The following is a 25,839-nucleotide window of genomic DNA, read 5'->3' on the forward strand; positions in this document are numbered from 1 at the left end:
ACCTCATCCGCGTTCACCGCCCGAGAGGGCGGTAGCGGAGGTGTACGACGCCGTTTCGGAATCGGCGCTCATCGGCCGTGAGGTCGGACTGCGCGGCCAGAGCGGCGTCGGTCTCCCAGACGGCCATCGCCTCGTACCGTCGCCGCCCGTACAGGAACGTGCCCACGGACCGCAGGAGATCGGTGTAGAGCGCGAATACCTCGTCGTCCATTGGCAACCAGCCGAGCCACCGGCACATCGAGCGCCCGGAGCCCGGCATACAGCGCCCGGCCCCCCTCGGCGTGCTGACCGAGGCCCGGGTGGCAAGGTCGGCCACCCAACCCGGAGGGTGCATCGGCCATCATCTCCTGTGACTGCTACAGCACCCTCATGGGCTGTCCCTTACCCTGACTACGAACGACCCTGCCCGAATCCGACACCTCCGGTCGACATCAACCCAGACAAGTTCAGACCGATTTTCAGCCCGGAACGGGCCTCGCCAGAGGCGACAAGGACTAACCCCACACCGCGACAAGATCAGTGACGGGTCCGGTGAGACCTACAAAGGCCCACAAGCCGACGGATCGACGGGCCGGAGGCCGCTATAGGAGTTCCCTACAGGGGTAGCGGAAGCTGCAGTCACGGCGGACGCACGACATCGCCCGCTCACAGCGGGATGAATAATTTCGGGACGGGACAGCGCCGCGAGGACGACCGCGAGACCATTCAACAGCACGAGGGAGGAGCAACATCATGAGAACCCGACGGATGCTCCCCGGCGCGTTCGCGGTGTGCCTGATCGTGCTGGCCCAGCTCGCTGGCATGGCCGCGCTTCTCACGGCGGCGGCCAGTACGGAGGTGGAGCTCAACCACGGCCAGGGCCTGAGCTGCCACTACGTTGACATGCCCGACCAGGTTCCGCTCGACGGCATCGAGTCCCGGCGGTTCGACCAATCCTGGACGTGGTTCCCTCCGGGCCTAACCTGCCGGACGGAGGTCGCCGACCGCACCGTCACCGTTCGGGAGCCAACGTGGAAAAACATGGCCGGGCCGCTGTCCGCCCTTCTCGCCTGCATCCTGGTCACCGCCGTCGCGACCGCGCTCGCCGCGCCCATAGGGAAATCCGCATGGTGGCGCCACCATCGGATCCTCGTCGCGGCGCTGATGACCGCCGTACAGCCCCTCACCGCCGCAACGGCCCTGGCCGCCGCTGCCCTCCGAGCCGGAGTATGAACGGCCTGGCCTACTGCGTACTGCGCCATCAGCCCTAACAGTGGCTTACGTAGGCAGCTGCGACATCGGACCGCGCGGCCCCGACCAGAGTGCGGCAGCCATCTGCGCCGGCTCGCCCTAGATAACGTCCATAGATAGCGTTCAGGTGAGTGGCGTCAGCGGCTGAGCGGGGACCGAACGCACTCAATTCGACAGATCCGGAAGCTAGCGGCTCGTGGCGGTGCCGGTCACGGCCGTCCTCCGCGGAGTTCATCTCATCCAGCATGGTCGCCCGTCACAAGATCAGCGACAGAGCCACTGGCGTACCCGACTCTGCACCGGAACCCGTACGCCGACACCGGCCACGATCGTGGCAACGCTACCGGCGCGTCATGGCGTGATCTCACCTGCGAGGTGCCCCTCTCGAACGGCGGAATAAAAGCCTGAAGAACTCCTATCCTTCCGGTTCAGAGGGCACTCTCTATCTCCGGGGTCCCATCGATCCATCCTTTATCGGTGGATCGAGGCTCAGACGGCGGGCGTGAAGAAATATGAGCGGCGACCCGCGACAAGCCCGTCGGTGAAGCGGTAGACCTCGGCGAACTGGAGATCGAAGGCGACACCGGTGACGAGCCTACCGACCACCTGACCCCACGCCGCACCGCTTTCCGCTTGCCGCAGGACCTCGTCGAGCGTGTGGTGGGATTCAACGATGGCGCGTTCGTCCCGGTAGAACCGCATGAGCCGGTCCAGGCCGACCAGTGGCTCATAACCTGGCCGCTCGTAGACCACCTCCGGATGGAAACACGTGGCCAGTTCCGCCCAGTCGGCTCGGTCGATCTGATGGAACATCCGTGATATCAGCAGATCTGTCATGTGTACCTCGCACCTCGTTTTGTCATTTCAGATCGAGGACCTCGGGGTGGCCTGGATGTCAGGCGAGGCCGGCCTTGGAGGCGCGACGAACCGCGTCCGTGCGCGACGTGGCACCCAACTTGGCGTATATGTTGGTCAGGTGGCGCTTGACGGTGCCCTCGGCGATGAACAGCTTGCTGGCAATCTCCGAGTTACGCAATCCGTCGGAGACGAGGGTCAGGACCTCGATCTCGCGGTCGGAGAGCATGGGATCACTTCCTGCCCTCAAGCGGTTCATGGTTTGCCGCGAAACTGATAGGACAATTCGGTCGCGATTTCGGTCGATCACTCTTATGGTGGTCACCAGTTCTTCAAGGGTGGTGCTTTTGAGTATGTAGGCATCCGCACCCGAGGATAGTAGATGCTTGACTCTGCGAGGATCGTCGCGGGTGGCAAGTATGATTATTTTCGACAACGGTGCGGCGCTCAGGAGGGCGCGGAGATCCTCGACAGCGGTCGGGCTGGCCGCGTCGGTGCCCACGAGGAGCACGTCGGGTCTGTAGTGCCGCACTATTCCCACGGCTTCATTTCCCACAGATGCCTTGGCGAGCACTCGTATGTCGGGCTCTGCCTCGAGCAGGTTCGCCAGTCCTTCCCGGAACAGCCCTTGCTCATCCACGATCACGACGCCTATCGGTGCACCTGCGCTTGAAACTCCCTCGGTCAGGTCCGGCTCGATGGCCATCTCACGGCCGAGCGGGATCGTCTTTGTGCCTTTCTGGATCACAGGTTCTCCGTCCCCGTCTAGATCAACATGCGGAGCGGCTTTCCGCTCCCTTCTGGCTGCGCAGGTGCGGGATGAGTCACGCATACCGGGCAGCGGTAAGCTGGTCCGGTCTATCTGAGAAGCGGAGGAGCTGACTGGGTGCGCCGGTGCCGACCGTCAACAGTGTTCACGACCAATCCTGTCTCGAATCCGCCACGCGATCTCCAGAAGGGCAGGCGGGGGGTGCAGCCCGCAGGCGTGGACAATCGGAGCCTCGCCCCAAAAGCATAATGCGGCGAGCGCAACAGAAAGTAAAGGCTCTTCCCAGTGGTTGCCGATGGGGGTTATGCGTAGCTACACGGAAAGTCGTAGCGGCCAATGTCTACCGTAGTGCCAGAATTGGACTTCTGATCATTGTGTCGGTGCTGCTACGATCCTCATCCCGGTGTGTCCGTGCACGCGATCCACATCGTCCCAGCCCGATGTCGTTTTGCGCCCATGCTGCGATGGCGGCGATCGGATTGAGATGTTTTGCAGGATTGCGACCAGGCTTGGGGTTGCAGAGCCGTGAGCAGACGACGAAGGTGCCTACCGGCAACGCCGCCGCCCTACTCACCCACGTCAGGACCCACTGGTGGATCGAGAACAGATTCACTGGGTCCGTGACGTACTGTGCCGCCCGCGCGGCATGCTCGCCGAGCGGTTCGCGCCGCCCCCCGAATTACCTCGCCCAGCAGCACCGCCGCCACCGGCGAGCTCAGCGTTCCCGGACGCGCTCGGCGATCGCGCGGCCCTCGCGGACCGCCAGGAAGTCGATGTCGCCGGGCTCGCGGTCGGCGAGTGGGCTGCGGACGCCGGGCATGAGCCGGCACGGGCGTAGGTTCACGAACTGGTCGAAGGTGCGCCGGAACTGGAGCAGGCTGCCCCAGAGCGAGATGTGGTCGGGCACCACGGCGGGCCAGCCGACCGCGCCGAACGGTTCGTGCGGCACCAGCGGCACCGACGCCGGTGTCGACTGGGTCGCCGGCATCACCCGGGAGATCCTGGCCGGGGAGGGCCTGGACCTGCGGCTGGCCACGATCTACAGCTCGCAGCGGGCCGCCGACCTCGATCTGGACCGGATCCGGCCGCTCCCGCCGGCCGGCGACCTCGACCGGGCGACCCTGGAGAGCTGCGCCAACATCGTCGGGATGATGGGCCACGAACCGATCGCCGCGGCCCTGACCGACGGCGCCGACGTGGTCCTCGCCGGGCGGGCCACCGACACTGCCGTGGCCGCCGCCTATCCGCTGCTCAGGGGCATGCCGGCCGGGCCTGTGTGGCACGCCGCGAAGATCGTCGAGTGTGGCGGGCAGTGCACCACGAACCCGCGTGCCGGCGGGGTGCTGGCCACCGTCGACGCCACCGGGTTCACCATCGAGCCGCTCGATCCGGCCAATGCGTGCACGCCCACCTCGGTCGCGGCGCACATGCTCTACGAGACGGTCGACCCGTTCACGATGCGCGAGCCGGCCGGCACCATCGAGGTCGGCGACGCGGTCTACCGGGCGCTGGACGAGCGGCGCGTCCGCGTGGAGGGCTCCCGGTTCGAGCCCGCCGCGCAGCACACCATCAAGCTGGAGGGCGCCCGGATCACCGGGTACGAGACCGAGCGGGGCGCGGTCTACGAGTTCGTGCTCAACCACGTCGTCGAGGTGCCGTCGCCGACCAGCCTGTTCCGCGTCTACCTGGAGGACAACCGATGACCGTGGTCGCTGATCTCGCACTGGAGGTCCGGTCGAAGAACGCCGGGCCGTTCTGGGTGACGATGGAGGTGTTCGCGCGGGACGCCGCCGCCTACGCGCTCCTCGCCGATCCGTCGTTCCTGGACGCCTCGGTGATCGCCCGCCTCTACGGCGTCGCCGCGGAGGGCGTCCAGTTCTTCCGGATCCCCGCGCTGAACGTCGTGAAGATCTCGTTCCCGCGGCCGGTCGTGCAGGGCAGCCTGCACGACCGCGACATCCACGCCGGCCAACACCACGTGCCACTGGCCATGCTGGCCGTCCCTCCCGCCACCTGACCGCGCCGGCCGGAGAGCCGGACCATCCGGCGGTGACCGCAATGCGTCGCGGCACTGCGGGCCGCCGCCGCGAACACGCCCGACGAACCGGTCGAGTAGCACCCGGCACTGCCCGAGCCGCCGACGCCGCCGACGCTCGACGCTCGCCGCATCCTGTGCGAGCAGTCGAGGGACGTTACTCCGGCGGGCCGTACCTGCGCACGGCGCGTCGGGCCAGTGACATGCGGTGGACCTCCGAGGGGCCGTCGTAGATCCGGAAGGGCCTGATCTCCCGGGCGATCCGGGCGGTCGGCAGGTCGGCGGAGACGCCGGCACCGCCGCACATCTGGACCGCGCGGTCGGCGACGCGATGCGCGGCCTCGGCTCCGAAGACCTTGGCCAGCGAGGTCTCCTCGCGGCCGGCGTGGCCGGCGTCGAGGACCCGGCACGCGGTGAGCAGCAGGGAGCGGGTCGCGGCAAGGTCGATCTCGTTGTCGGCGATCATGAGTTCGACCATTCCGTGCCGGGCCAGCGGGCGACCGAAGGCGGAGCGCTCACTGACGTAGGCGACCGCCGTCTCGTGGGCCCGCTGGGCCGCGCCGAGCCAGCGCATCACGTGGGTCAGGCGCGCCGGGCCGAGCCGGACCTGCGCGTGGTCGAACCCCTGGTCGACCGCGCCGAGCACGTCCTCCGGGCCGACCCGGACGTCGGTCAGGTCGAGTTCACAGTGGCCGCCGAGCATCGACCTGTCCATCGTGTTCACATGCCGGATCACCCGGATCCCGGTGCGGTCGGCGGGCACGAGGAACATCGTCGCGCCGCCGGTGGAGTCCGGCTCCCCGCTGGTGCGGGCCATCACGATGAAGAAGCCGGCACCGTCGGCACCGGTGATGAACTTCTTCCGGCCGTTGATCAGCCATCCGTCGCCGTCGGGGCGGGCGAGCGTCCGCAGTGCGCCCGGGTCCGACCCGGCACCGGGCGGCGGCTCGGTCATCGCGAAGGCCGACCGCTGTTCGCCCCGGGCCAGCGGCGCGAGGTAGCGCTCCCGCTGTGCGCCGGTCGCGACCCGTTCGAGCAGGTGGAGGTTGCCTTCGTCGGGCGCGTTGATGTTGAGCGCCAGCGGGCCGAAGAGGGAGCGTCCGGCGGCCTCGAAGACCGGGGCGCGTTCCTCCATCCCGAGGCCGAGACCGCCGTACTCCCGGGGCGCGTGCGGGGCGAAGACGCCCGCCGTACGCGCCTGCTGTTGCAGTCCGGCGCGCAGCTTGGCACCGCCGGCGGCGGCGACGTCCCCGTCGAACTCGTCCTCGACGGGGATCACGTGTGTATCGATGAAGGCCCGCGTACGGGCGACGAGATCATCGATTTGGCTGGTCATGAGGCACCTCGCTGACGGAGGACGGTGGCTGGTCCCGTGACAATCTTGTTGCGAGAAAGTTTCGCGAGAGTGTTGCTCGTCACGTGTTCGAGGTCCAGACTCTTGGCTACCGAGCGAGCGCTCGGACTGTACCAGGGTGATACGGACGGAAGGGCGCGTCAATGGCGACGGAGACAACCCAGGCCACCGCGGCCGAGGTCACGGCGGAGACCACCTTCGCCGCCTGGCTGGACCGACTCACGCCGGCACTCCAGGCCGCCGACGTGCCGACAACCACGATGCTGCTGGCCGCCGACTGCTGGTGGCGCGACCTGCTCGCGCTCACCGGAGCCCTCGGCACCTACCACGGCCGGGACCGGGTCGCGGCGATGCTGGGCGAGCACCTCCGGCCCGGCTCCCTCGCCAACATCCGGATGACCACCGAGTTCGGGCCGCGCTACCAGGGTGCCGACGACGAGCTGATCGAGGGGTTCATCACCTTCGAGACCCCACTCGGGTTCGGGCGGGGCGCCGTCCGGCTGCGCCACCAGGACGGCGACTGGGTCGCCTGGACCGTGCTGACCGAGCTGGACGACCTGCGCGGCCACGAGCGGGCGATCGGCCACCATCGCTCCAAGGGGCCCCGGCACACCCCGGCCGTACGTGGCCGCAACTGGCGTGACGAACGGCAGGAGAAGGCGCGCTACGTCGACCGGGACCCGGACGTGGTCGTCGTCGGTGCCGGGCAGGGCGGTCTGTCGGTCGCCGCGAACCTCGGGCTGATGGGTGTCGACACGTTGATCCTGGAGCGGAGCGAGCGGATCGGCGACGGGTGGCGCAAGCGCTACCACTCGCTGGTCCTGCACGACCCGGTGTGGGCCGACCACCTTCCCTACCTGCCCTATCCCGAGTCGTGGCCGGTCTACTGCCCCAAGGACAAGATCGCCGACTGGTTCGAGTCGTACGCCTCGGCGATGGAGCTCAACGTCTGGACGTCGGCCGAGATGACCTCCTCCAGCTACGACGAGGCGCGCGGGCGGTGGACGCTGCGGGTCCGTACGCCCGACGGTGAGCGGGAGTTGCACCCGCGCGACGTCATCCTCGCCACCGGCGCCGCGGGCGAACCGAACGTACCCGACGTGCCGGGGCGCGAGCTGTTCGCGGGCACCAGCTACCACTCCAGCCAGCACGCCTCCGCCACCGACTGGGCCGGGAAGAAGGCGGTCGTGGTCGGCGCCTGCAACAGCGGCCACGACATCGCGCAGGACCTCCACGAGGCAGGGGCGGACGTCACGCTCGTCCAGCGCTCGTCGACCCACATCATCAGCCAGGAGCACGGCATCCCGGCGATCTTCGGCAGCAACTTCGTCGAGGGCGGCCCACCGACCGCGTACGCCGACCTGCTGGCCAGCGGCACCCCGTGGCCCCTCGTGCTCGAACTGGCCAAGGAGGGGGTGCAGGAGACGGCCAGGAAGGACGCCGAACTGCTCGCGGCGCTCGACGCGGTCGGCTTCAAGCGCAACGACGGGCCCGACGGCACCGGGCTGATGGGCTACGCGCTGGCGTACGGCGGCGGCTACTACATCGACGTGGGCGCCTCGCGGCTGATCGCCGACGGGAAGATCAAACTCGCGCAGGGATCCGGGCTCGCGGAGTTCACCCCCGAGGGCATCCGCCTGGCGGACGGCCGGACCCTCCAGGCCGACGTGGTGGTGCTGGCGACCGGGTACCGGAACATGCGCGAGACGGCTCGCCGGCTCTTCGGCGACGAGGTCGCCGACCGGCTGCCGCTGGTCCTCGGCATCGGCGAGGACGGCGAGATCGGCGGGCTCTACCGGCGTACCGGACACCCGGGGTTCTGGTACATGGGCGGCCCACTCGCCTGGGTCCGCATCTACGCCAAGCACCTGGCGCTACAGCTCACCGCGAAGCACGCGGGCATCCAGCTGCCCCGACCGGACGCGGCGGCGCAGTAGCGGGACCCGTTCCGGAGCACTCCGCCCCCGCCCACCAGCCGTGGGCCCTGATGCACACCCGCAAGCGTTCTTGCCGCCATCCGGCGTGAAAGTTCAGCAGAGGAGTTGCCCAGTGAAACGTCAGTCCTATGGTCCCACCCTCCGGGCGGTCGTCGCCGCAGGCGCGTGCGCCAGCCTCCTTCTCGTCGCGGCCTGCGGCGGTGCCGACTCCGGCACCGGCGACGGCGGCGCCGACTCGAAGCTCGTCTACTTCATGGCGCCCAACACCACACCCACCCGCTACATCCAGCAGGACGGCCCGGCGTTCGAGAAGGCGATCAAGGCGTTGGACCCCGGCGTCGAGGTCAAGTTCGTCAACGCCGGCGGTGACTCCAACCAGCAACTCGCCCAGGCCAACGCCGCGATCGCCGCCGGCGCCAAGGCACTGGTCGTGGTCGCCGCCGACCCGAACACCAGCGCCGGTCTGCTACAGGCCGCCGAACAGGCCAAGGTGCCGGTCATCGGGTACGAGAACCCGCCGGTCAACGGCACCATGTACGCCCAGGTGGTCTTCGATCCGGAGAAGGTCGGCGCCCAGCAGGCGACCTACTTCGCCGCGCAGGTGACCGGTGGAGCGCTCGGCGCCACGCCGGTCAAGATCGCCCGCCAGTACGGCAACAAGGGCGACGTCTACACCACCCAGATGCTCGCCGGGCAGAACAGGATCCTCGATCCGCTCATCTCCAGCGGTGACATCGAGGTGGTCTGCGAGGACTACATCAAGGACTGGGCGCCGGACAACGCCACCAAGGCCGCCGAGCAGTGCCTGACCAGGACGCAGAACGGCGTCGCCGCGTTCCTCGGGTTCTACGACGGCATCACGGCGGGCATCATCGCGGCGCTCAAGGGCAAGAACCTCGACATCCCCGTGTACGGCGGCCAGAATCCCGAGCTGACCGGCCTGCAATACATGCTCACCGGCGACCAGCAGGACAACGTGCTCAAGGCGTTCTCGGTCGAGGCGGAGGCGGCGGCGAAGATCGCGATCGCCGCGATCGCCGGCCAGCAGCCCCCGGCCGACCTCGTCAAGGACACCATCGACAACGGGGCGATGCAGGTGCCCACGGCCAAGCTCGACGCGACGCTCATCCACCTCGAAGAGGGCAAGGATCCCGGCGACGCGGTACAGCAGGCCGTCGACCTCGGCATGTTCACCTGGGCGCAGATCTGCACGGGCCCCGCCGAGCAGACCGAGACCTGCAAGACCAGGAACAACTAGCCCAACCGATCGGCAGCGGGCGGTCGGCAGCCGCCGGCCGCCCGCGTGGAGGACACCATGACCGTGGACAGCGAACCGCAGCTTTCCGATCCACCCGACGGTGGGCCACTCCCGACTCCCTTGCTCCAGCTCACGAAGGTCTCGAAGCACTTCGGTGGGGTGCGGGCACTGCACGAGGTCGACATGTCCGTGCACCAGGGTGAGGTGGTCGCGCTCGTCGGCGACAACGGCGCCGGCAAGTCAACCCTGGTCAAGATCGTGTCGGGGGTGGCGTCGCCGGACACGGGGGAGATCAGGGTGCGTGGCGAGAGCGCCCGCCTGGAGTCGCCGCGGGCCGCGGCCGAGGCGGGTATCCGCACCGTCTTCCAGGACCTCTCGTTGTGCGACAACCTCGACGCGGTCCAGAACCTCTTCCTGGGGCAGGAGTGCCACGGCCCGGTCTGGTCCGGTCGGCGGATCCGGCGCCACGTCATGGAGGAGCAGGCTCGGCGGGTTCTGGAGTCGCTGTCGGTCAAGCTCCGCTCGCTCAACACCCCGGTCCTCGCGCTCTCGGGCGGCCAGCGTCAGGGCATCGCGATCTGCCGCGCGCTGATCAGCGACCCGGCGGTGGTGATCCTCGACGAGCCGACCGCGGCGCTCGGCGTGTCGCAACGCGCGGAGGTGCTGGATCTGATCCACCGCCTACGCGATCAGGGTCGGGGCGTGGTCGTGGTCTCGCACGACATGAGGGACGTCCGGCAGGTCGCCGACCGGGTCGTGGTCCTGCGGCTCGGCTCGAAGGTCGCCGAGTTCCGCCGCGGCGGTTACACGGCATCGGAGCTGGTCGGCGCGATGACCGGTGCGCACGAGTCAAGCGACGATTGAGGGCGGGATTCCTGTGAGCATTTCCACGTCACCCGCGGCCGGCGTGTCGGCGGCCCGCCGCACCCGGGTCAGCCGGGCGATCGAGACGGCCGCGGGCGGGCACCGGAGCATCCCGGTGCTGGTCGTGCTGGCGATCATCTGGGCTGTCTTCTACAGCCGGAGTTCGGCGTACCTCAGCTTCCAGAACATCACCAACCTCACGTTGCAGATCGTGACGACCGCGATCCTCGCCCTGGGCGTGGTCTTCGTCCTGCTCGTCGGCGAGATCGACCTGTCCTCGGCCGTGCTGTCCGGGGTGTGCGCGGCGGTGGCCGCGGGGCTGACCGTCAACAGCGGCCTGCCGTTGCCCGTCGGCGTCGCGGCGGCGGTCGTCGCGGGGATGGCCGTCATGTTCGTCCAGGCCCAGGCGGTCATGTTCGGCGTACCGTCGCTGATCGTGACGCTGGGCGGCATGGTGATCCTCCAGGGCCTGATCCTCGTCGTGCTTCCGCCCGAGTTCACCATCAGTGTGGCCGGCACACCGTTCGCCACGATCGCGAGCACGGCGATCCCGGCCGGCACGAGTTACGCGCTGGCCGCGGTGGCGACCCTGGCGTTCGCGGCGTACCGCCTGTTCCAGCACCGGGAGCGGTTGTCCACGGGCTCGCTCACCTCGCTGGCAACGGTCTTCGTGCCCGCCGCGGTCGCCGCCGCGGTGCTCTTCGGCGGAGTCTTCACGCTGACCCGGCAACGCGGCCTGCCGATGCCCGTGCTGATCGTCGCGGTCATGCTGCTGATCGCCTGGTACGTCACCACCCAGACCCGCTACGGCATCCACCTGTACGCGGTGGGCGGCGACCGCGAGGCGGCCCAGCGGGCCGGGATCCCGGTCCGGCGGATGGTGCTCTACTCCTTCCTCGTCCTGGGGGTGTGCGCCGCCGTCGCGGGCATGGTCGACGCGTCCCGCCAGCTCGGCGTCTCGGTCACCTCCGGTTCGGGCCCGCTGATGCTGAACGCGATCGCGGCGGCGGTGGTGGGCGGCACCAGCCTCTTCGGCGGACGCGGATCGATCTGGTCGGCGTTTCTGGGCGCTCTGGTCATCGGCTCGATCAGCAATGGCGTCCAACTGCTGGGCCTCTCGACGGAGGTGCAGTATTTCGCGACCGGGTCCGTACTCGTCATTGCCGTGGCCGTCGACGTGGTCCTCACCCGCGGATCGCTCCTGCCGGGGCGGCGCTGACCGAGCCCGTACCCGCCGAGACGCACTGATCGCGAAGAAAGGTCGACGATGACTGTCATCGAACCGAGCTGGCTTCCGGACCCCGCGCGGGTCCGGGATACCCGGATCGTGCGTTTCGCGACGTGGCTCGCCGCGCAGGGCCGCGCGACGCTCGACGACGTGACCGACTACCGCGAGCTCCACGCGTGGTCCGTGTCGTCGCCCGGGGACTTCTGGGCCGCGGTCGCCGACTTCTTCGACGTGGACTGGGAAACCCGGCCACGCGGTGCGCTCGCCGACCGCCGGATGCCCGGCGCGGTGTGGTTCCCGGGCGGCACCCTCAACTTCGGCGGGCATCTGCTGCGTGCCGGCGACGACGATCAGGACGCGGTGATCCTGGTCACGGAGACCGGTGAGCGGTCGTCGATCACGTTCGCTGAGCTGCGGGCCCAGGCCGCCGCCGTTGCCGGGCGACTGCGCGACCTCGGTGTCCGGCCCGGGCACCGGGTCGCGGCCTACCTGCCGAACTGCGTCGAAGGGGTGGTCGCGTTCGTGGCGAGCGCCATGGTCGGCGCGGTGTGGGCGCAGACCAGCCTCGACTACGCGGCGCCCTCGGCCGCGGAGCGGATGGCGCAGCTGTCGCCCCGGGTCCTGATCGTCGGCTCGGGCTACCGCTTCGGCGGTAAGGTGCACGACCGGCGCGACGACGCGCGGCGGCTGCGGGAGTTGCTTCCGGAACTGCGGCACACCATCACCGTCGAGACCGCGGGGCTGGCCAACCCCGTGGTCGGCGCGGACGCCAGCGCCTGGGCGGAGGCGCTCGCCGCCGCACCCGCGAACGGCGTCGCCGTGGGGTTCGACCACCCGCTCTGGGTCCTGTTCACCTCCGGTACGACCGGCCGGCCCAAGGGAGTCGTCCACGGGCACGGGGGCGCGTTGCTGGAGCAACTGGTGTCACCGGGCCTGCACATGGACCTGCGCGCCGGTGACGTCTTCTTCTGGTTCACCACGCCGAACTGGATGATGTGGAACGCCCAGGTCTGCGGGCTGCTGCACGGCGCGACCATCGTCCTCTACGACGGCCGGCCGACATCGCCGGGCCCGGATGCGCTGTGGCGGCTGGTCGCCGACCTCGGCGTGTCCGTGTTCGGCACGAGCCCGGGGTATCTCGAAGCCTCGCAGCGGGCGGGTCTGGCGCCGGGCAAGGAGCTGGACCTCTCGGCGCTACGGCTGGTCGGAGTGACCGGTTCGGTGCTGCCGCCGGCCGCCAACGAGTGGTTCCGGGAGCACGTCAGCGCACAGATCCAACTCGGATCGATGAGTGGCGGGACGGACATCGTGGGAATCTTCGTTGCCAGCGCTCCGACCACCCCGGTGTACGACGGTGAGATCAGTGCCCCCGCGCTGGGCGCGGCGGTCCAGGTGTGGGACGCCGAAGGCGGGCGGGCCCGGGCCGGCGTGCCGGGCGAGATGGTGGTCACCGAGCCGATGCCGTCGATGCCCCTGCGTTTCTGGGACGACCCCGACGACCGGAAGCTGCGAGACACCTACTTCGATATGTTTCCTGGTGTGTGGCGACACGGGGATCTGGCCGTGATGACGGAGCGTGGCACCGTCGTCATCCTCGGGCGCTCGGACGCGACCATCAACCGGCACGGGGTCCGGCTGGGCTCCGCGGAGATCTACGCGGCTATCAGCGGGCTGCCGCAGGTGGCGGACGCCCTCGTCGTGGGTGTCGAGGAGCCGGACGGCGGGTACTGGATGCCGCTGTTCGTCGTCGCGAACGGTGACGAGGAGCCGGCCGACCTCGCCGACCGGATCCGGCGGCGCATCGCCGAGCGGGCCTCGCCCAGACACGTACCCGACGAGGTGATCGTCGTGCCGCGGCTGCCGCACACGAAGACCGGCAAGCGCCTGGAGGTTCCGGTCAAACGCATCCTTCAGGGCGCCGACCCCGAGCGCGTGCTCGACCGCGGAGCCGTCGACGACCCGGCGGCTCTCGACACGCTGATCACCGCGGCACGCGCGAGGCGTGCGCCGTGAGCCGGCCCACCGCGAACGAGGCCCCCGGGTCCACGACGAGAGAGGCGACGACCGAGCCGATGTCTGCCCAGTTCGACTGGCGGGAGTACCGGCCGCTCGAGTTGTCCCGCATTCTCGACGCCGCCCTCCAGGCCTTCTACGAGCACGGCTATCACGGCACGACCACCCGCGACCTGGCGCGCCGGGCCGGCCTCTCCGTGCCGGGCGTCTATCACTACTACCCGTCCAAGCAGGACATCCTCTTCGACCTGATGACGGTGATCATCGACGAGTTGCTGATCCACAGCCGGCAGGCGCTGGCGACCGCGCCCGCCGATCCCCGCTCGCAGTTCGACGCGCTGGTCGAGTCGCTGCTGCGGTTCCACATGTACCGTCGCACCGGCGCCATGGTGTCCACGGCGGAACTGCGCAGCCTGGAGCCGGACAACCGGGCGCGCTACGTCGCCAAACGCGACGAGCAGCAACGCATGCTCGACGGGGTGATCCTCGACGGCGTGCGGGACGGCGTCTGCACGACGCCCTATCCGAAGGACGCGAGCCGGGCCATCGCCTCGCTCTGCGTGGGCGTCGCGTCCTGGTACCGGCCGGACGGAACACTCCCGGTCGACGCGCTGCTCGACCGCTACCTCCTGATCGCGCGTTCGATCGTCGGCATCGGCGAAGCGACGGTCCCGGGACGGCCGCGATGACCACGATGCCCGCAGTCCCGCCCGGGCCGTCGGGGCGACCGGCCCCGAGCCGGTCCGGTCCGCGCTGGTCACCGGCGCATCCCGCGGCATCGGGCGGGGCATCGCGCTCGCGCTCGCCGAGCGGGGCTGGTGCCTGACCCTGGCCGCCCGCGACCCGGCCCGGCTGGCCGCCGCGGCGGCCGAGGCGACGGCGGCCGGTGCGGCGCGGGTGGACTGCGTCGAGGTCGACCTCGCCGCACCTGACGCGCCGGCGGCGCTCGTCGCCGCGCACGCGGCACGGCACGACGGCCTGGACGCTCTCGTCCTCGCGGCCGGCGTGGGCTCGGCCGGGCCGCTCGACGGATATCCGATCGCGCGGTACGACAAGCAGTTCGCGCTGAACACCCGGGCACCGTTCGTCCTGGTCAGCCAGGCACTGCCGCTCCTTCGGGCGGCGGCGCGGCGGCGCCCGTCCTCCGGGGCGCGGATCGTCGCCCTGGCGTCGATCGGCGGGGTCTACGCCGAGCCGTCTCTCACCGTCTACGGGGCCACCAAGGCCGCGCTGCTGGCCCTGTGCCGCGGGCTCAACGCCGAGGAGTCGGCCGGCGGCGTCACCGCGACGGCGATCGCTCCCGGCTATGTCGACACCGACATGAGCGCGTGGGTCCACGACACGGTGCCGCCCGAGACGATGATCCCGGTCGACGACGTCGTCACGGCGGTGACCGCACTGCTCGACCTGTCACCCCGCAGTGTGATCAACGAGATCGTGATCAGCCGCGCCGGGACCGGGGGATACCAGGCATGAACACCGACCCACCGATCCTCGACGTGCGGGGCGTGCGAGCGTTCCTCGAAAGCCGGCGCGTCCCGGTGACCGGGCCGCTGACCAGCGAGCTGGTCAGCGGCGGAAGGTCCAACCTCACCTACGTCGTCACCGACGGCACCCACCGCTGGGTCCTCCGGCGCCCACCACTGTCCGGCCTCACCCCGTCGGCGCACGACGTGGTGCGGGAGTGGCGGGTCACGCAGGCGCTCCAGTACAGCGCCGTACCCGTGCCTCCCGCGGTCGCCCTCTGCGAGGACCCGGCCGTCATCGGCGCGCCGTTCGCGGTGACCGCCTTCATCGCCGGTCAGGTGGTGCGCACCCGCGCGCAACTCGACGGCTACACCACACCCGAACTCATGTCCTGCGTCACCGAACTGGTCCGGATCCTGGCTGATCTGCACACCGTCGACGTCGACGAGGTCGGCCTGCACGGCATGGGTCGGCCGGTCGGCTTCCTGGAGCGCCAGGTCCGCCTGTGGTGGCGGCAGTGGCACGAGGTCAGGAGCCGGGACCTCGCCGATGCGACGAACCTGCACTCACGCCTGGTCACCGCCCTGCCGCCCAGTTCGGCGCAGATCGGTGTGGTCCACGGGGACTACCGGATCGACAACACGTTGCTCGACCGTGCCGACATCGGCAAGGTGCTCGCCGTGGTCGACTGGGAGCTGGCAACCGTCGGCGACGTACTCACCGACATCGCGCTCATGTGCGTCTACCGCCAACCGCAGCTCGACCCGATCCTCGGCCTCGACGCGGCCTGGGCGAGCGATCGGCTGCCGGACGGCGACGCGATCGCCGAGGCGTACGCCCGCCGGCGCGGTGTCGACCTCGCGCACTGGCCCTTCTACCTGGGGCTGGCCAACTTCAAACTCGCCGTCATCGCGCAGGGGATCAGCTATCGCGCGCGGCAGGGCGCCGCGGCCGACCCGACCTCGGCGGTTGCCGAACAGGCTGTCCCGGCGCTGCTCGCCGCCGGCCTCAGGGCGTTGGGGCCGGTGTGACCGGGGCGTGCGGAAGGATACCGGCGTGACACTGCACCAGGGTGAGGTCCCGGTCGACGACCGGATCGTCAGGTCGTTGGTGACGGAGCAGTGCCCCCGGTGGGCGCGCCGGTCGCTGTCGCCGGCGGGTGCCGGGACCGACAACACCATGTACCGGTTGGGCGACGACCTGCTCGTGCGGCTACCGCGCACCGCCGACAAGGCACGGTCGCTGCGTAAGGAACTGCAATGGCTTCCGCGGCTGGCGCCCCTGCTCGCGTGCCGGATCCCGGAGCCGCTGCATGCCGGCGTTCCCACCGGCGCGTTCCCGCTGCCCTGGGCGGTGTACCGGTGGATCGACGGCGACGAGACCCGGCCGGACACCGTAACGGACTGGGCGGCGTTCGGCACCGATCTGGCGGCCTTCGTGCGGGATCTGCACGGCCTGGACCTGATGGGAGCGGCCCGCACCGGTGACCTGAGCTGGTACCGCGGGGGAGACCTGCGGGCCTGCGACGGGTGGGTCGGCAGGGCTCTCGGGGACTGCCGGGCCGTCGTCGGTGGCGAGATCGACGTCGAGACGCTGGAACGGTGGTGGCGTGCGGCGCTCGCCCTGCCCGAACCCGCCGGACCACACGTGTGGCTGCACGGCGATCTCAAGCCCACCAATCTGCTGGTACGACACGGCAGGCTGCACGCGGTCATCGACTTCGGCGGCCTGTCGATCGGCCTGCCCGACGCCGAGCACGCCACCGTGTGGGACCTACCGCCCGAGGCGCGCCGGGCCTACCGCGATGCCGCCGGCGTCGACGACGCGACCTGGCGGCGTGCCCGCGCCTGGGCGATCGCCGTCGGCGCCACCGGCATCTCGTACTACTGGCACACCTTTCCGGCCTTCGTCGCCGAGTGTCGAAGCCGCCTTGAGGCGATCCTCGCCGACGACGGCACGCGGTGACGGCGCGGAGCGGGTGGACAGCCGGCGGTACGGTTTCTCATCGATGCGACCCGAGTGGATGCGGACGTCCCGGATACTGCCCGCCGTCGTGGCCGGGCTGCTGGTGGCGACCGCGCTCGGCGGCGACCGGGGGATCGGTGGCGCCCTCGGCTGAGCCTGGCGGTGACGCCGGCCGCCGCACTCGCGGACGAGCCGGTGCGGGTCCGCGTCGGCGGCCTGGCCGCGGGGGAGCGGGTCGTCGTCTCCGCCGAGGCCGAGGAGTACTCGGGGCGGTCGTGGCGCTCGGAGGCGATCTTCGTGGCCGACGCGAACGGCACCGTGGACGTGTCCCGGGACGCCCCCGTCGAGGGCTCGTACTCCGGCGTCGACCCGATGGGCCTGTTCTGGTCGATGGACCCGCTCGACGGTGACGCGTCCTACTTCCAGCCGGTCTGGCCGCACGTGCGAGGTGAGTTCACGGTGCGGCTGTCGGCCACCGGTGGCGAGCGCGAGCCGGCCACCGCCACCGTACGCCGGGACTGGACGGCCGGCGCGGTGTCCTTCACCGAGCTGACGACGAAGACCGACGGGGTGCGGGGGATGCTCGTGCTGCCCCCGCCGGGGGTGCCGCGACGGGCCGGCGTGCTGCGGTTCGGCGGCTCCGAGGGTGGCGTCGATGGGCTGTACGACGCACCGCTGCTCGCCTCCCGCGGGCATCCGGTGTTGTGCCTGGGCTATTTCGGCGTTGCGGGCCTGCCGGACAGCCTGCACGACATCCCGCTGGAGTACTTCGCCACCGCCGCCGGCCTGCTCGCCCGGCACGCCGGTGACGAGGTGGCGGTAGTGGGCTACTCGCGCGGCACCGAGGCCGCGTTGCTGCTGGCGCAGTTGCGTCCCGAACTGGTGCGCGCCGTCGTCGTCTACGCGCCGAGCAACGTGGTCCATTCGGGATACCCGTACACCGGTGCCGCCGCCTGGACCATGGCCGGCCGGCCCTTCCCGACCGGCCCGATACCGGTCGACCGGATCGACGCTCCGGTGCTGGCGATCGCCGGAGCGGACGACCAACTCTGGGACGCGGCCACCCACAGCGCCGAGCTGATGCTGGCCCTCGGCGGCCCGCCCCACCGCGCGCTGTTCTATCCCGACGCGGGTCACGGCGTCGGCACCGTCCCGTACCTGCCGTCGAAGACGGTGCACCAGGGGCGGACCGGTGTGCAGACGCACGGCGGCACCCGCGCGGGCGACGCCGCCGCCCGGCAGGACGGGTGGTCGCAGGTCCGCGCCTTCCTCGCCGCGGTCTGAGCACCGCCCGGCCGGTGCGTCCCGTCGCGGTCAGGTCCGCCGTGCCGCTGTGGCCCCTCGGCAGCAGCCCGGCCCGGTCAACGCGTCGCTCGGGGGTTCTTCGGCAGGTCGAACTGGTCTGCGCGACGACAGTCACGCTGGTTGCCGATCGCGTCCGGCCCCAGCCGGTCGAGCACCGCCCGGGCCCGCTGCCGGCCCAGGTTCCAGGCGTACCACGGGTCCGGCTCGGCCAGGTCGTCGACGATCCAGCTGAGCGTGCAGCGGCGTACCGGATCCGGCAGCCTGGACAGGGCGGCGCCGAAGAGCACGGTGAACTGCACGGCGACGAAGCCGCCGAACAGGGCGGTCAGGGTGGCGATCGGCGGCGCCCACTCGACCAGGCCGACACTGCGCGCGGTCGGCCGGTCCACCGACGTCAGGTCCGGCGGGGCGGCGATCGTGTAGACCGCGGCCACCGCGATCAGCGCGCCCACGGCGGCCAGGAACAGCCACCGGAACACCCCGCCCACGCTGATCTCCGGGATGAGTGCGCCCAACACCTGGGAGAAGGCGGCGTCGGCCGAGGAGAGCAGCGCTCCGAAGACCACCAGGACCACCACCGTGGCGGTGACCGAGCCGACGACCCGGCGCGCGTCACCGGCCTCGCCGGGTGCCCGGATGTGGCCACGCACCCAGGGCAGCCCGCGTACCGCCGCGATCGGGGCGGCCACCAGGCTGAACAGGATCGAGCGGACCCCCCGTCCGCCGACGATCGCCAGTGCCGCGCAGCCCAGCGCTCCCAGCACACAGAATGTCACCAACCACCAGGCGTTGCGGAAGCCGAGCACGGCGAGCACGGCGAGCAGGGCCAGGGCGGCAGCGGCCCAGCCCGCCCGGACCCAGCGCTGCGGGCGGGGCAGCTCGGCGGCGTGACGCCGCACCGCGACGACGACGCCGGCGGTGAGGACCAGCCAGCCGAGGAACCAGCCGATGCCGGTGCGGCCCAACGGCACGAAGGCGGCCACGCCCAGCGCCCCGGCCAGGACGGCCAGCGGGGTGACCCGGTCCCGGGTCGAGCCGGGCCGGGCCAGGCCCGGTCGAGGAACGACGGTTGCGGCGGTGGCGGCCGGAAGGCGTACGCCGGACCGGGCCGTGGGTAGCCAGCCGGGCCGGCGGGTGCCGGCGACGGTACGACGGAGGTGCCGGCGGCGGGCCGAGCCGGGCCACCCGCGCCGGCCGGCGTGGTCGCGGTCCCTGCCGGAACGCCGCCCGGTGCCGTGACGGCCGTCGCCGCGTCCTTCGGTGTGCTGACGGTCGCGGCCGGGGCGTTGTCCGGTGTGCTGACGGTCGCGTCCGGCTCGGCCGGGGCGGCGCCGGATGCGACGGTGACCTCGTCGGGTTCCCCGGTGCCCGGGAGGCCCTCGACGGGTGGCGGCTCGGACACCGCGCCCTCCTAGATCGACAAGTTGCCGCCACTCTAGGGCCGACCGCCCGTTCGCGTTGTCCCTCAGTCGGTGGGCGTGCCGGCGCCGCTGCCGCGGTCGTCCAGGACCAGCGGGGCGCGGCCGTGCACGGCGTACCGGAGGTGGGTGACGTGTGGGGTCGGGACCACGCGGGTCGGGGTCAACTCGATCGCCTCGAAGTCGTCGAGGCCCAGGTCCCCGTCGAGCAGGCGCAGCCCGCTGCCGAGCACGACCGGCACGACGTGCAGTTCCAGTTCGTCGAGCAGACCGGCCCGCAGCACCTGCCGGACCAGGCTGCCACCGCCGGCCACCGCCACGTTCTTCCCGCCCGCCGCGGCCCGGGCCTGCGCGACGGCGCTGGCCACCCCGTCGGTGACGTAGGTGAAGCTGGTGCCGCCCCGGCGCAACAGCTTCGGACGGGGCCGGTGGGTCACCACGAAGACGGGGGCGCGGAAGGGTGGTTCGTCGCCCCACGGCACCTCACCGCCGTCGGCCATCCGGCGACCCATCACGTACGCGCCGGCACTGCCGAACGACTCGGCGATGATCTCCGAGTCGACGTCCTGGTTGCCGCCGCTGAAGCCCTGCCGCTCGCGCCAGGCCATCGCGTCGGTGGCCCACCGGGTGACCCGGAAGAAGCCGTGGCTCTCCGCCGAGCGCATCCAGTCGCCGTCTCCGTCGTGCCGTGGGCCGGCGTAGCAGCCGTCCAGCGACACCGACAGCTGCGCGGTCACCTTGGTCATGTCCGTTCCTCCCGGATCCGGCGGCACCCACCCCGGGTGCCCGCTCGGTTGGGGATCGGAGCCGGCCCGGCCGCCGCTACCTGCGCTGACTGTGATCCGGGTCACCTGTTGTGGCCGATCGGCGCAGCAGGTGCCGCCGTTCGGGCTCGCTGCCGGCGTGGTCCGCCGCCGTCCGCCAGGCCAGCGCTGCGGTGGCCCGGTCGCCGGCCAGCTCCAGCAGGTGGGCGCGGACGGCGTGCAGCCGGTGGTGCCCGGCGAGCAGCCCCGACTCCACCTCGGACAGCAGGGCCAGCCCGGCGGCCGGCCCGTGCACCATGCCCACCGCGACCGCCCGGTTGAGCGTCGCCACCGGGTTGGGCGCGAGGCGGTCCAGCAGCTCGTAGAGGGCCAGCACCTGCGGCCAGTCGGTGTCCGCCGCGCTCGGCGCCTCGGTATGCACCGCGGCGATGGCGGCCTGGATCCGGTACGGGCCCGGTGGCGCGACGGCCAGGCTCCACTCGACCAGCCGGCGCCCCTCGTCGATCGCCGCCCGGTCCCACCGGGCACGATCCTGTTCCGCCAGCGGCACCAGCTCGCCGTCCGGCCCGACCCGGGCCGCGGCCCGCGCCTCGGTGAGCAGCATCAGCGCCAGCAGTCCCGCCGTCTCCGCGTCGCCGGGCAGCCGGTCGTGCAACCGCCGGGTCAGCCGCAGCGCCTGCCGGGTCAACTCGGCGCGGCGCAGGTCGGGGCCACTGCTGGCGCTGTAGCCCTCGTTGAACATCAGGTACAGCACCTGGCGGACGACGGCCAGGCGTGGTCGCTGCTCGGCCGCCGTCGGCAGCGCGAACCGGGCGCCCGCCTCCCGCAGCCGCTGCTTGGCCCGCGAGATCCGTTGCCGGGTGGTCTTCTCCGGCAGCAGGAAGGCCGCCGCGACCTCCGCGGTGGTCAGCCCGCCCACCGCGCGCAGGGTGAGCGCCAGCTGCGCGGGCGCCGGCAGCGCCGGATGGCAGCAGAGCAGGAACAGCTCCAGCAGGTCGTCGCGGGGCGGCTCGGCGTCGGACGGTGGGGCGACGAGTGCGTCGCGCGGTGTGGTGTCGAGCACCACCCGCTCCCGGCGGGCCCGGGCGACCTCGCCGCGCACCTGGTCGACGTAGCGACGGGCGGCCACGGTGTGCAGCCAGCCCGCCGGATGCTCCGGAACGCCGCCGCGCGGCCACGTCTCGACGGCGGCGACCAGCGCCTCCTGCGCCGCGTCCTCGGCGCGGGCGAAGTCGCCGTAGCGGCGTACCAGCGTGGCCACCAGCTGCGGCGTGAGCCGGCGGAGCAACTCGACGGTGGCCTCGTCGAGGTTCAGCGGTCGTCCCCGGCCGAGGCCATCAGCGGCCAGATCTCGATGCCGCCGGAGGAGGCGCCGAACCGCAGGCCCGGATAGCTGCGGGCGATCTCCAGCGCGCGCTGTTCGCCGGCGACGTCGACCACGAAGTACGAGCCGACGTACTCCTTGGCCTCCAGGTACGGCCCGTCCGTCACGACCGGGACGTCGTCCGTGATCCGCACCGCCCGGGGTCGGGACACCAGCCCCTGCACGTCCACCAGCTCGCCGGTGGCGCGCAGCGCCTCGTTGAAGGCGTCGACCTCGCCGATCAGCGTGGCCAGCTCGGTGTCCGGAAGGCCGCCCCAGATCTCGTCGTTTCCATAGATCAACATCAGATACTTCACGTGTCGCCTCCATCAGGGTCAATGTGTCTGTAAACGGACAAGACGCCGAGCCCTGCCCCGACGCACTGTTGTAGCAGGTACAGAGGCTGCGGATGGCGGGCCACATCCGACCCTCCGGCCGGGCCGGGGCGGCAGCGTCCCCGCCGGGCCGCCAGCCCGGAGCCCGGCCTCGGGACGGGTGTCACCGCGCCCGACAGCGACGTCGCCGCACCGCACCGGACCTACCCGGGGCGCGCCGCAGCGCCACCCGGCTCCGGACCCGCCGTCGCATACCCGCCGCACCACGGGGAGTAGACCCGCTGGTCGCGGCGACCGAGCCAGGAAGGAGCTGCCATGGCCGCTCCCACCGCTTCCGCCTCACTCAACGCGACCAGCTACGTCCCGGGCGCCCAGATGTTGCTCACCGTCACCTACGGCGACCCGGACAACAAGACCCTCACCGTCAGCATCGTGGTCACCGATGCCCAGGGCAACAGCAGCGCGCCGGTCAAGGTCAGTCCCGTCATCGATCCCCTCACCGTCGCCGTCACCGACGACTCGGGCCGCACCTGGACCCGGGTGTCGGACAACGGTTCGGTGGCCGTGTACCGGGCGGTGGCGTGATGGCCCGGGTGACCGTCACGGTGCGGGACTCCGCCGGGCGGACCGCCACCGCCGCGGCCAACTACACGATCACGCCGCGGGTGCTGGGCGGCTACTACCTCTCCGGCGGCGCGGACCCGACGGCCGACATGGCCGGCGGCAACTTCCAATCGCTGACCCAGTACCGCAGCTTCGCCGACGGCTATGTCTTCCCCGGCTACCACCGGCCCTGGCTGGTCACCCTCGGCCGGTCCGGTGTGCGGCTCAACATGGTGCTGGAGTTGAAGCACTACGGCGCATCCGGCACCGGGCCGCAGACCTTCACGGTGGATGGCGTGACGTACACCGTGCCGGCGCCGGCGATGACCATCCAGCAGCGCCCGGGCACGATCTGGCCGAAGGCGTACGGCTACGGCCAGGTCCTCGCCGGGCAGTGCGACGGGTTGTTCGCCCGGGCGCTGTCGCAGTACCGGACGATGGGTTTCGGGGTGAACATCCAGCTCGCCTCCGAGTTGGACACCGACCACGAGTTCGGCACCACCGAGTCCGGCAAGGCGTACGCCTGGGCCGAGTCGGACGTGCGGGCCGTGCAGGCGGTGACGTACATCGTCAACTGGTTCCGGGCCAAGGAACTGCCCCAGGGCACCACCTTCTCGGTCGGCGTCGGCGGCTTCGACCGCGCCTGCTTCCAGCGCACCCACCCGGAGGCGCTGATGACGCGGCTGGACCACCTCCAGTGGAACGTCTACGCGACCAGCCCCACCCACACCGCGCTGGAGCGGTTCCGGCGAACCAAGGACTGGGCGGTGGCCGATCTCGGGCCGGTCGCCCTGTCCCGTCCGGTGCTCGTCGCCGAATGGGGCGTACGGGTCGCCGAGATACCCGACCAGGCGGGTTGGATCGCCACCGTGCCCCCGGCGATCGTCCGGCTCAACACCGAGCGGGGGCCGTTCATCGTCCGGACGAACTACTTCAACTCCGGCTGGGGCACCCTCAGCCCGAAGGCGACCGGTCTGGCCGCGTTGCGGGCCGCGTACGCCCGACCGCCGTACGCGCCTTGACAGCGGGGCCACTCTGGTTGCATGGTTAGTTACATGAGTAGTGAACCGGCCAACCAGGGCGGCGAGTCGGGGTGGTCGACGTGATGGAGGACGGTCGGCCGATCTTCCTCCAGGTCGCCGAGCTGCTGGAGAACTCGATCCTGGACGGCACGCTGCCCGAGGAGAGCCAGGTGCCCTCGACCAACGAGTTGGCGGCCTTCCACCGGATCAACCCGGCGACCGCCGCCAAGGGGGTCAGCAAGCTGGTCGACGACGGAACCCTCTACAAGAAACGAGGAATCGGCATGTTCGTCTCTCCCGGCGCCCGCGTGAAGCTGCGCGGCCGGCGCCGCGACGAGTTCGCCCGCCAGTACGTCCGGCCGCTGCTGGCCGAGGCCCGCAAGCTCGGCATCGACCCGGCCGAACTCAAGAACATGATCGACCACTGGGAGGGAGACCGATGAGCCCGGTCGTCACCGTCACCGACCTGACGAAGCGTTATCGGGGCGTCACCGCGCTGGACCGGGTCAGCTTCTCGCTCACCGGGAACCGGATCTACGGCCTGCTCGGGCGCAACGGCGCCGGCAAGACCACCCTGATGCAGATCCTCACCGCACAGAACTTCGCCACCAGCGGGCAGGTCGCCGTCTTCGGCCAGCACCCGTACGAGAACGAGTCGGTCCTCGCCCGGACCTCCTTCATCAAGGAGAGCCAGACCTATCCATCGCACCTGCGGGTGGCGCACGTCCTGCGGGCGGCCGGCCTGGCCTACCCGGGCTGGGACGAGGAGTTCGCCCAGCGGCTGGTCGACGTGTTCCAACTGCCGCGGCAGCGCAACGTCCGCAAGCTCTCCCGGGGCATGCTCTCCGCGCTCGGCATCGTCGTCGGGCTCGCCTCGCGGGCCCCGCTGACCTTCTTCGACGAGCCCTACCTCGGCCTGGACGCCGTCGCCCGGCAACTCTTCTACGACCACCTGCTGGCCGACTACACCGCACACCCCCGCACGATCGTGCTGTCCACCCACCTCATCGACGAGGTGAGCGACCTGATCGAGCATGTCCTGCTGATCGACCGGGGTCGGTTGCTGCTCGACGTCGAGGCGGAGGTCCTGCGCGGCCAGGTGGTCACCGTCTCCGGCCCCGTCGCGGCGGTGGACGAGTTCGCCGGCACCGGTGCCGAACTGCACCGGGTGCTGCTCGCCGGCACGGCCCGGGCCACCGTACGCGGCGACTTCGGCCCGGCCGCGCACGACCGCGCCCGATCCCTGGGCCTCGGCCTCGAGGCCTCCTCACTCCAGGACATCGTCGTCCGCCTGACCACGTCGCACACCGGGCACCCGGCGAGCGACGGCGCGACCAGCAAGGAGGCTGTCCGATGAACCGTGCCCTGATGGTCGCCCGGCTACAGTTCGTGGCCTGGCGCAGTGTGGTCGGCTGGCCGTGGGGAATCCTGGCGCTCAGCTTCTTCGTGAACTTCGGGCTCTTCACCGCCATGAACGAGAGTGACGACTTCGAGCCCACCACCGGCGGCCTGATGAGCATCTACGTGGTGATGTTCATCGCCAGCATCAGCGCGATCACCCAGGAGTTCCCGTTCGCGATCGGGCTGGGCATCTCCCGCCGGAGCTTCTACCTCGGCAACGTGCTCCAGTACGTCGGCCAGGCGATCAGTTACGCGGCGGTGCTCTACCTGCTGGCGCTGGTCGAGGAGACCACCGACGGTTGGGGCATCGACCTGCGCTTCTTCGGCCTGCCGTTCCTCTGGGTGGAGAACCCGGTGCTGCGGTTCCTCGGTTTCGCGATCCCGTTCCTGCTGCTCGGCTTCCTCGGCTTTGCGATCGCCCTGGTCTTCAAGCGCTGGGGCGTCAACGGCCTGCTCACCGTGAGCACCGCCGCGCTGGTCGGGATCGGCGGGCTGGTCGTGCTCGCCACCTGGCGGGGCTGGTGGCCGGCGATCGGCGGCTGGTTCGCCGACCAATCCGGGGCGGCCCTGCTGGTGGGCTGGCCGGCGCTGCTCACCCTGCCGCTCGCCGGGCTCAGCTACCTCGCCATCCGGCGCGCGACGCCCTGACGGGG

At 71.0% G+C, this 25,839-nt stretch carries 27 protein-coding genes; 18 read left to right on the plus strand and 9 right to left on the minus strand.

Annotated features, from left to right (window positions below; translation table 11 throughout):
- Positions 1-13 precede the first annotated feature (13 nt).
- On the minus strand, positions 14-211 hold the full coding sequence (locus KIF24_RS06995; RefSeq protein ID WP_230415342.1) for a hypothetical protein: 198 nt from the start codon (positions 209-211) through the stop codon (positions 14-16).
- 536 nt (positions 212-747) lie between these two features.
- Between KIF24_RS06995 and KIF24_RS07000 the strand changes: the two genes are divergently transcribed.
- The gene (locus KIF24_RS07000; RefSeq protein ID WP_221083337.1) at positions 748-1,212 is read left to right on the plus strand and encodes a hypothetical protein; all 465 of its coding nucleotides are present in this window, start codon (positions 748-750) and stop codon (positions 1,210-1,212) included.
- A gap of 507 nt (positions 1,213-1,719) precedes the next feature.
- Here the strand turns inward: KIF24_RS07000 and KIF24_RS07005 are convergent.
- The 3 genes from KIF24_RS07005 to KIF24_RS07015 form a co-directional block, all read right to left on the minus strand.
- Positions 1,720-2,067 (minus strand): nuclear transport factor 2 family protein, encoded by a 348-nt coding sequence (locus KIF24_RS07005; protein ID WP_221083338.1) that lies wholly within the window; start codon positions 2,065-2,067, stop codon positions 1,720-1,722.
- A gap of 58 nt (positions 2,068-2,125) precedes the next feature.
- Complete coding sequence (locus KIF24_RS07010) at positions 2,126-2,833, minus strand: LuxR C-terminal-related transcriptional regulator (RefSeq protein WP_221083339.1); 708 nt, start codon at positions 2,831-2,833, stop codon at positions 2,126-2,128.
- A 736-nt stretch (positions 2,834-3,569) separates the two neighbouring features.
- Entirely contained in the window at positions 3,570-3,764 is a 195-nt protein-coding gene (locus KIF24_RS07015) for a hypothetical protein (protein WP_331461025.1), read from the minus strand.
- Between KIF24_RS07015 and KIF24_RS07020 the strand changes: the two genes are divergently transcribed.
- Both KIF24_RS07020 and KIF24_RS07025 read left to right on the plus strand, forming a co-directional pair.
- The gene (locus KIF24_RS07020) at positions 3,748-4,557 is read left to right on the plus strand and encodes an acyclic terpene utilization AtuA family protein (RefSeq protein ID WP_221083341.1); all 810 of its coding nucleotides are present in this window, start codon (positions 3,748-3,750) and stop codon (positions 4,555-4,557) included. The two genes, KIF24_RS07015 and KIF24_RS07020, sit on opposite strands and share 17 nt — an antisense overlap.
- Positions 4,554-4,871 (plus strand): DUF4387 family protein, encoded by a 318-nt coding sequence (locus tag KIF24_RS07025; protein WP_221083342.1) that lies wholly within the window; start codon positions 4,554-4,556, stop codon positions 4,869-4,871. The genes KIF24_RS07020 and KIF24_RS07025 overlap by 4 nt, the downstream gene beginning before the upstream one ends.
- 175 nt (positions 4,872-5,046) lie before the next feature.
- Here the strand turns inward: KIF24_RS07025 and KIF24_RS07030 are convergent, their stop codons facing one another.
- A complete protein-coding gene (locus tag KIF24_RS07030; RefSeq protein ID WP_221083343.1) occupies positions 5,047-6,225 on the minus strand; it encodes an acyl-CoA dehydrogenase family protein in 1,179 nt (392 codons plus the stop codon).
- A gap of 161 nt (positions 6,226-6,386) precedes the next feature.
- Between KIF24_RS07030 and KIF24_RS07035 the strand changes: the two genes are divergently transcribed.
- From KIF24_RS07035 to KIF24_RS07080, 10 genes are all read left to right on the plus strand, one after another.
- Positions 6,387-8,180, plus strand: coding sequence for a flavin-containing monooxygenase (locus tag KIF24_RS07035; protein ID WP_221083344.1), 1,794 nt, complete (start codon positions 6,387-6,389; stop codon positions 8,178-8,180).
- A 112-nt stretch (positions 8,181-8,292) separates the two neighbouring features.
- The gene (locus KIF24_RS07040; protein WP_221083345.1) at positions 8,293-9,438 is read left to right on the plus strand and encodes a substrate-binding domain-containing protein; all 1,146 of its coding nucleotides are present in this window, start codon (positions 8,293-8,295) and stop codon (positions 9,436-9,438) included.
- Positions 9,439-9,495: 57 nt separating this feature from the next.
- Positions 9,496-10,302 carry an ATP-binding cassette domain-containing protein gene (locus KIF24_RS07045; RefSeq protein ID WP_221083346.1) on the plus strand — a complete coding sequence of 269 codons (807 nt, stop codon included), beginning with the start codon at positions 9,496-9,498 and terminating at the stop codon, positions 10,300-10,302.
- A 13-nt stretch (positions 10,303-10,315) separates the two neighbouring features.
- Complete coding sequence (locus KIF24_RS07050; RefSeq protein WP_221083347.1) at positions 10,316-11,521, plus strand: sugar ABC transporter permease; 1,206 nt, start codon at positions 10,316-10,318, stop codon at positions 11,519-11,521.
- A 48-nt stretch (positions 11,522-11,569) separates the two neighbouring features.
- Positions 11,570-13,543 (plus strand): acetoacetate--CoA ligase, encoded by a 1,974-nt coding sequence (locus KIF24_RS07055; protein ID WP_221083348.1) that lies wholly within the window; start codon positions 11,570-11,572, stop codon positions 13,541-13,543.
- 59 nt (positions 13,544-13,602) lie between these two features.
- A complete protein-coding gene (locus KIF24_RS07060) occupies positions 13,603-14,232 on the plus strand; it encodes a TetR/AcrR family transcriptional regulator (RefSeq protein WP_221083349.1) in 630 nt (209 codons plus the stop codon).
- Between the two features lie 64 nt (positions 14,233-14,296).
- A complete protein-coding gene (locus KIF24_RS07065) occupies positions 14,297-15,019 on the plus strand; it encodes an SDR family NAD(P)-dependent oxidoreductase (protein ID WP_221087219.1) in 723 nt (240 codons plus the stop codon).
- Positions 15,016-16,041 carry a phosphotransferase family protein gene (locus KIF24_RS07070; protein ID WP_221083350.1) on the plus strand — a complete coding sequence of 342 codons (1,026 nt, stop codon included), beginning with the start codon at positions 15,016-15,018 and terminating at the stop codon, positions 16,039-16,041. Before KIF24_RS07065 ends, KIF24_RS07070 begins: the two co-directional genes overlap by 4 nt.
- 25 nt (positions 16,042-16,066) lie before the next feature.
- The gene (locus KIF24_RS07075) at positions 16,067-16,975 is read left to right on the plus strand and encodes an aminoglycoside phosphotransferase family protein (protein WP_221083351.1); all 909 of its coding nucleotides are present in this window, start codon (positions 16,067-16,069) and stop codon (positions 16,973-16,975) included.
- A 162-nt stretch (positions 16,976-17,137) separates the two neighbouring features.
- The gene (locus KIF24_RS07080) at positions 17,138-18,259 is read left to right on the plus strand and encodes an acyl-CoA thioesterase/bile acid-CoA:amino acid N-acyltransferase family protein (protein ID WP_221083352.1); all 1,122 of its coding nucleotides are present in this window, start codon (positions 17,138-17,140) and stop codon (positions 18,257-18,259) included.
- 77 nt (positions 18,260-18,336) lie between these two features.
- On the opposite strand, the gene KIF24_RS07085 is transcribed toward KIF24_RS07080, so the two are convergent.
- From KIF24_RS07085 to KIF24_RS07100, 4 genes are all read right to left on the minus strand, one after another.
- The gene (locus tag KIF24_RS07085) at positions 18,337-19,263 is read right to left on the minus strand and encodes a DUF4153 domain-containing protein (protein WP_221083353.1); all 927 of its coding nucleotides are present in this window, start codon (positions 19,261-19,263) and stop codon (positions 18,337-18,339) included.
- Between the two features lie 482 nt (positions 19,264-19,745).
- Positions 19,746-20,444, minus strand: coding sequence for a dihydrofolate reductase family protein (locus KIF24_RS07090; RefSeq protein WP_221083354.1), 699 nt, complete (start codon positions 20,442-20,444; stop codon positions 19,746-19,748).
- Positions 20,445-20,520: 76 nt separating this feature from the next.
- Positions 20,521-21,777: an RNA polymerase sigma factor gene (locus KIF24_RS07095; RefSeq protein ID WP_221087220.1), complete on the minus strand. Its 1,257-nt coding sequence runs from the start codon at positions 21,775-21,777 to the stop codon at positions 20,521-20,523.
- Positions 21,774-22,142: a YciI family protein gene (locus KIF24_RS07100; protein WP_331461351.1), complete on the minus strand. Its 369-nt coding sequence runs from the start codon at positions 22,140-22,142 to the stop codon at positions 21,774-21,776. Before KIF24_RS07100 ends, KIF24_RS07095 begins: the two co-directional genes overlap by 4 nt.
- Before the next feature lie 333 nt (positions 22,143-22,475).
- Between KIF24_RS07100 and KIF24_RS07105 the strand changes: the two genes are divergently transcribed.
- The 5 genes from KIF24_RS07105 to KIF24_RS07125 all read left to right on the plus strand — a co-directional run bounded on the left by KIF24_RS07105 (position 22,476) and on the right by KIF24_RS07125 (position 25,834).
- A complete protein-coding gene (locus KIF24_RS07105) occupies positions 22,476-22,745 on the plus strand; it encodes a hypothetical protein (protein WP_221083355.1) in 270 nt (89 codons plus the stop codon).
- Positions 22,745-23,785 (plus strand): hypothetical protein, encoded by a 1,041-nt coding sequence (locus KIF24_RS07110; protein WP_221083356.1) that lies wholly within the window; start codon positions 22,745-22,747, stop codon positions 23,783-23,785. Before KIF24_RS07105 ends, KIF24_RS07110 begins: the two co-directional genes overlap by 1 nt.
- Positions 23,786-23,868: 83 nt before the next feature.
- Positions 23,869-24,228 (plus strand): GntR family transcriptional regulator, encoded by a 360-nt coding sequence (locus KIF24_RS07115; RefSeq protein ID WP_221087222.1) that lies wholly within the window; start codon positions 23,869-23,871, stop codon positions 24,226-24,228.
- Complete coding sequence (locus tag KIF24_RS07120) at positions 24,225-25,142, plus strand: ABC transporter ATP-binding protein (RefSeq protein WP_221083357.1); 918 nt, start codon at positions 24,225-24,227, stop codon at positions 25,140-25,142. Before KIF24_RS07115 ends, KIF24_RS07120 begins: the two co-directional genes overlap by 4 nt.
- Positions 25,139-25,834 carry an ABC transporter permease gene (locus KIF24_RS07125; RefSeq protein WP_221083358.1) on the plus strand — a complete coding sequence of 232 codons (696 nt, stop codon included), beginning with the start codon at positions 25,139-25,141 and terminating at the stop codon, positions 25,832-25,834. The genes KIF24_RS07120 and KIF24_RS07125 overlap by 4 nt, the downstream gene beginning before the upstream one ends.
- Positions 25,835-25,839: the final 5 nt, after the last annotated feature.

The sequence above is a fragment of the Micromonospora tarapacensis genome (assembly GCF_019697375.1).
Taxonomy (GTDB): domain Bacteria; phylum Actinomycetota; class Actinomycetes; order Mycobacteriales; family Micromonosporaceae; genus Micromonospora; species Micromonospora tarapacensis.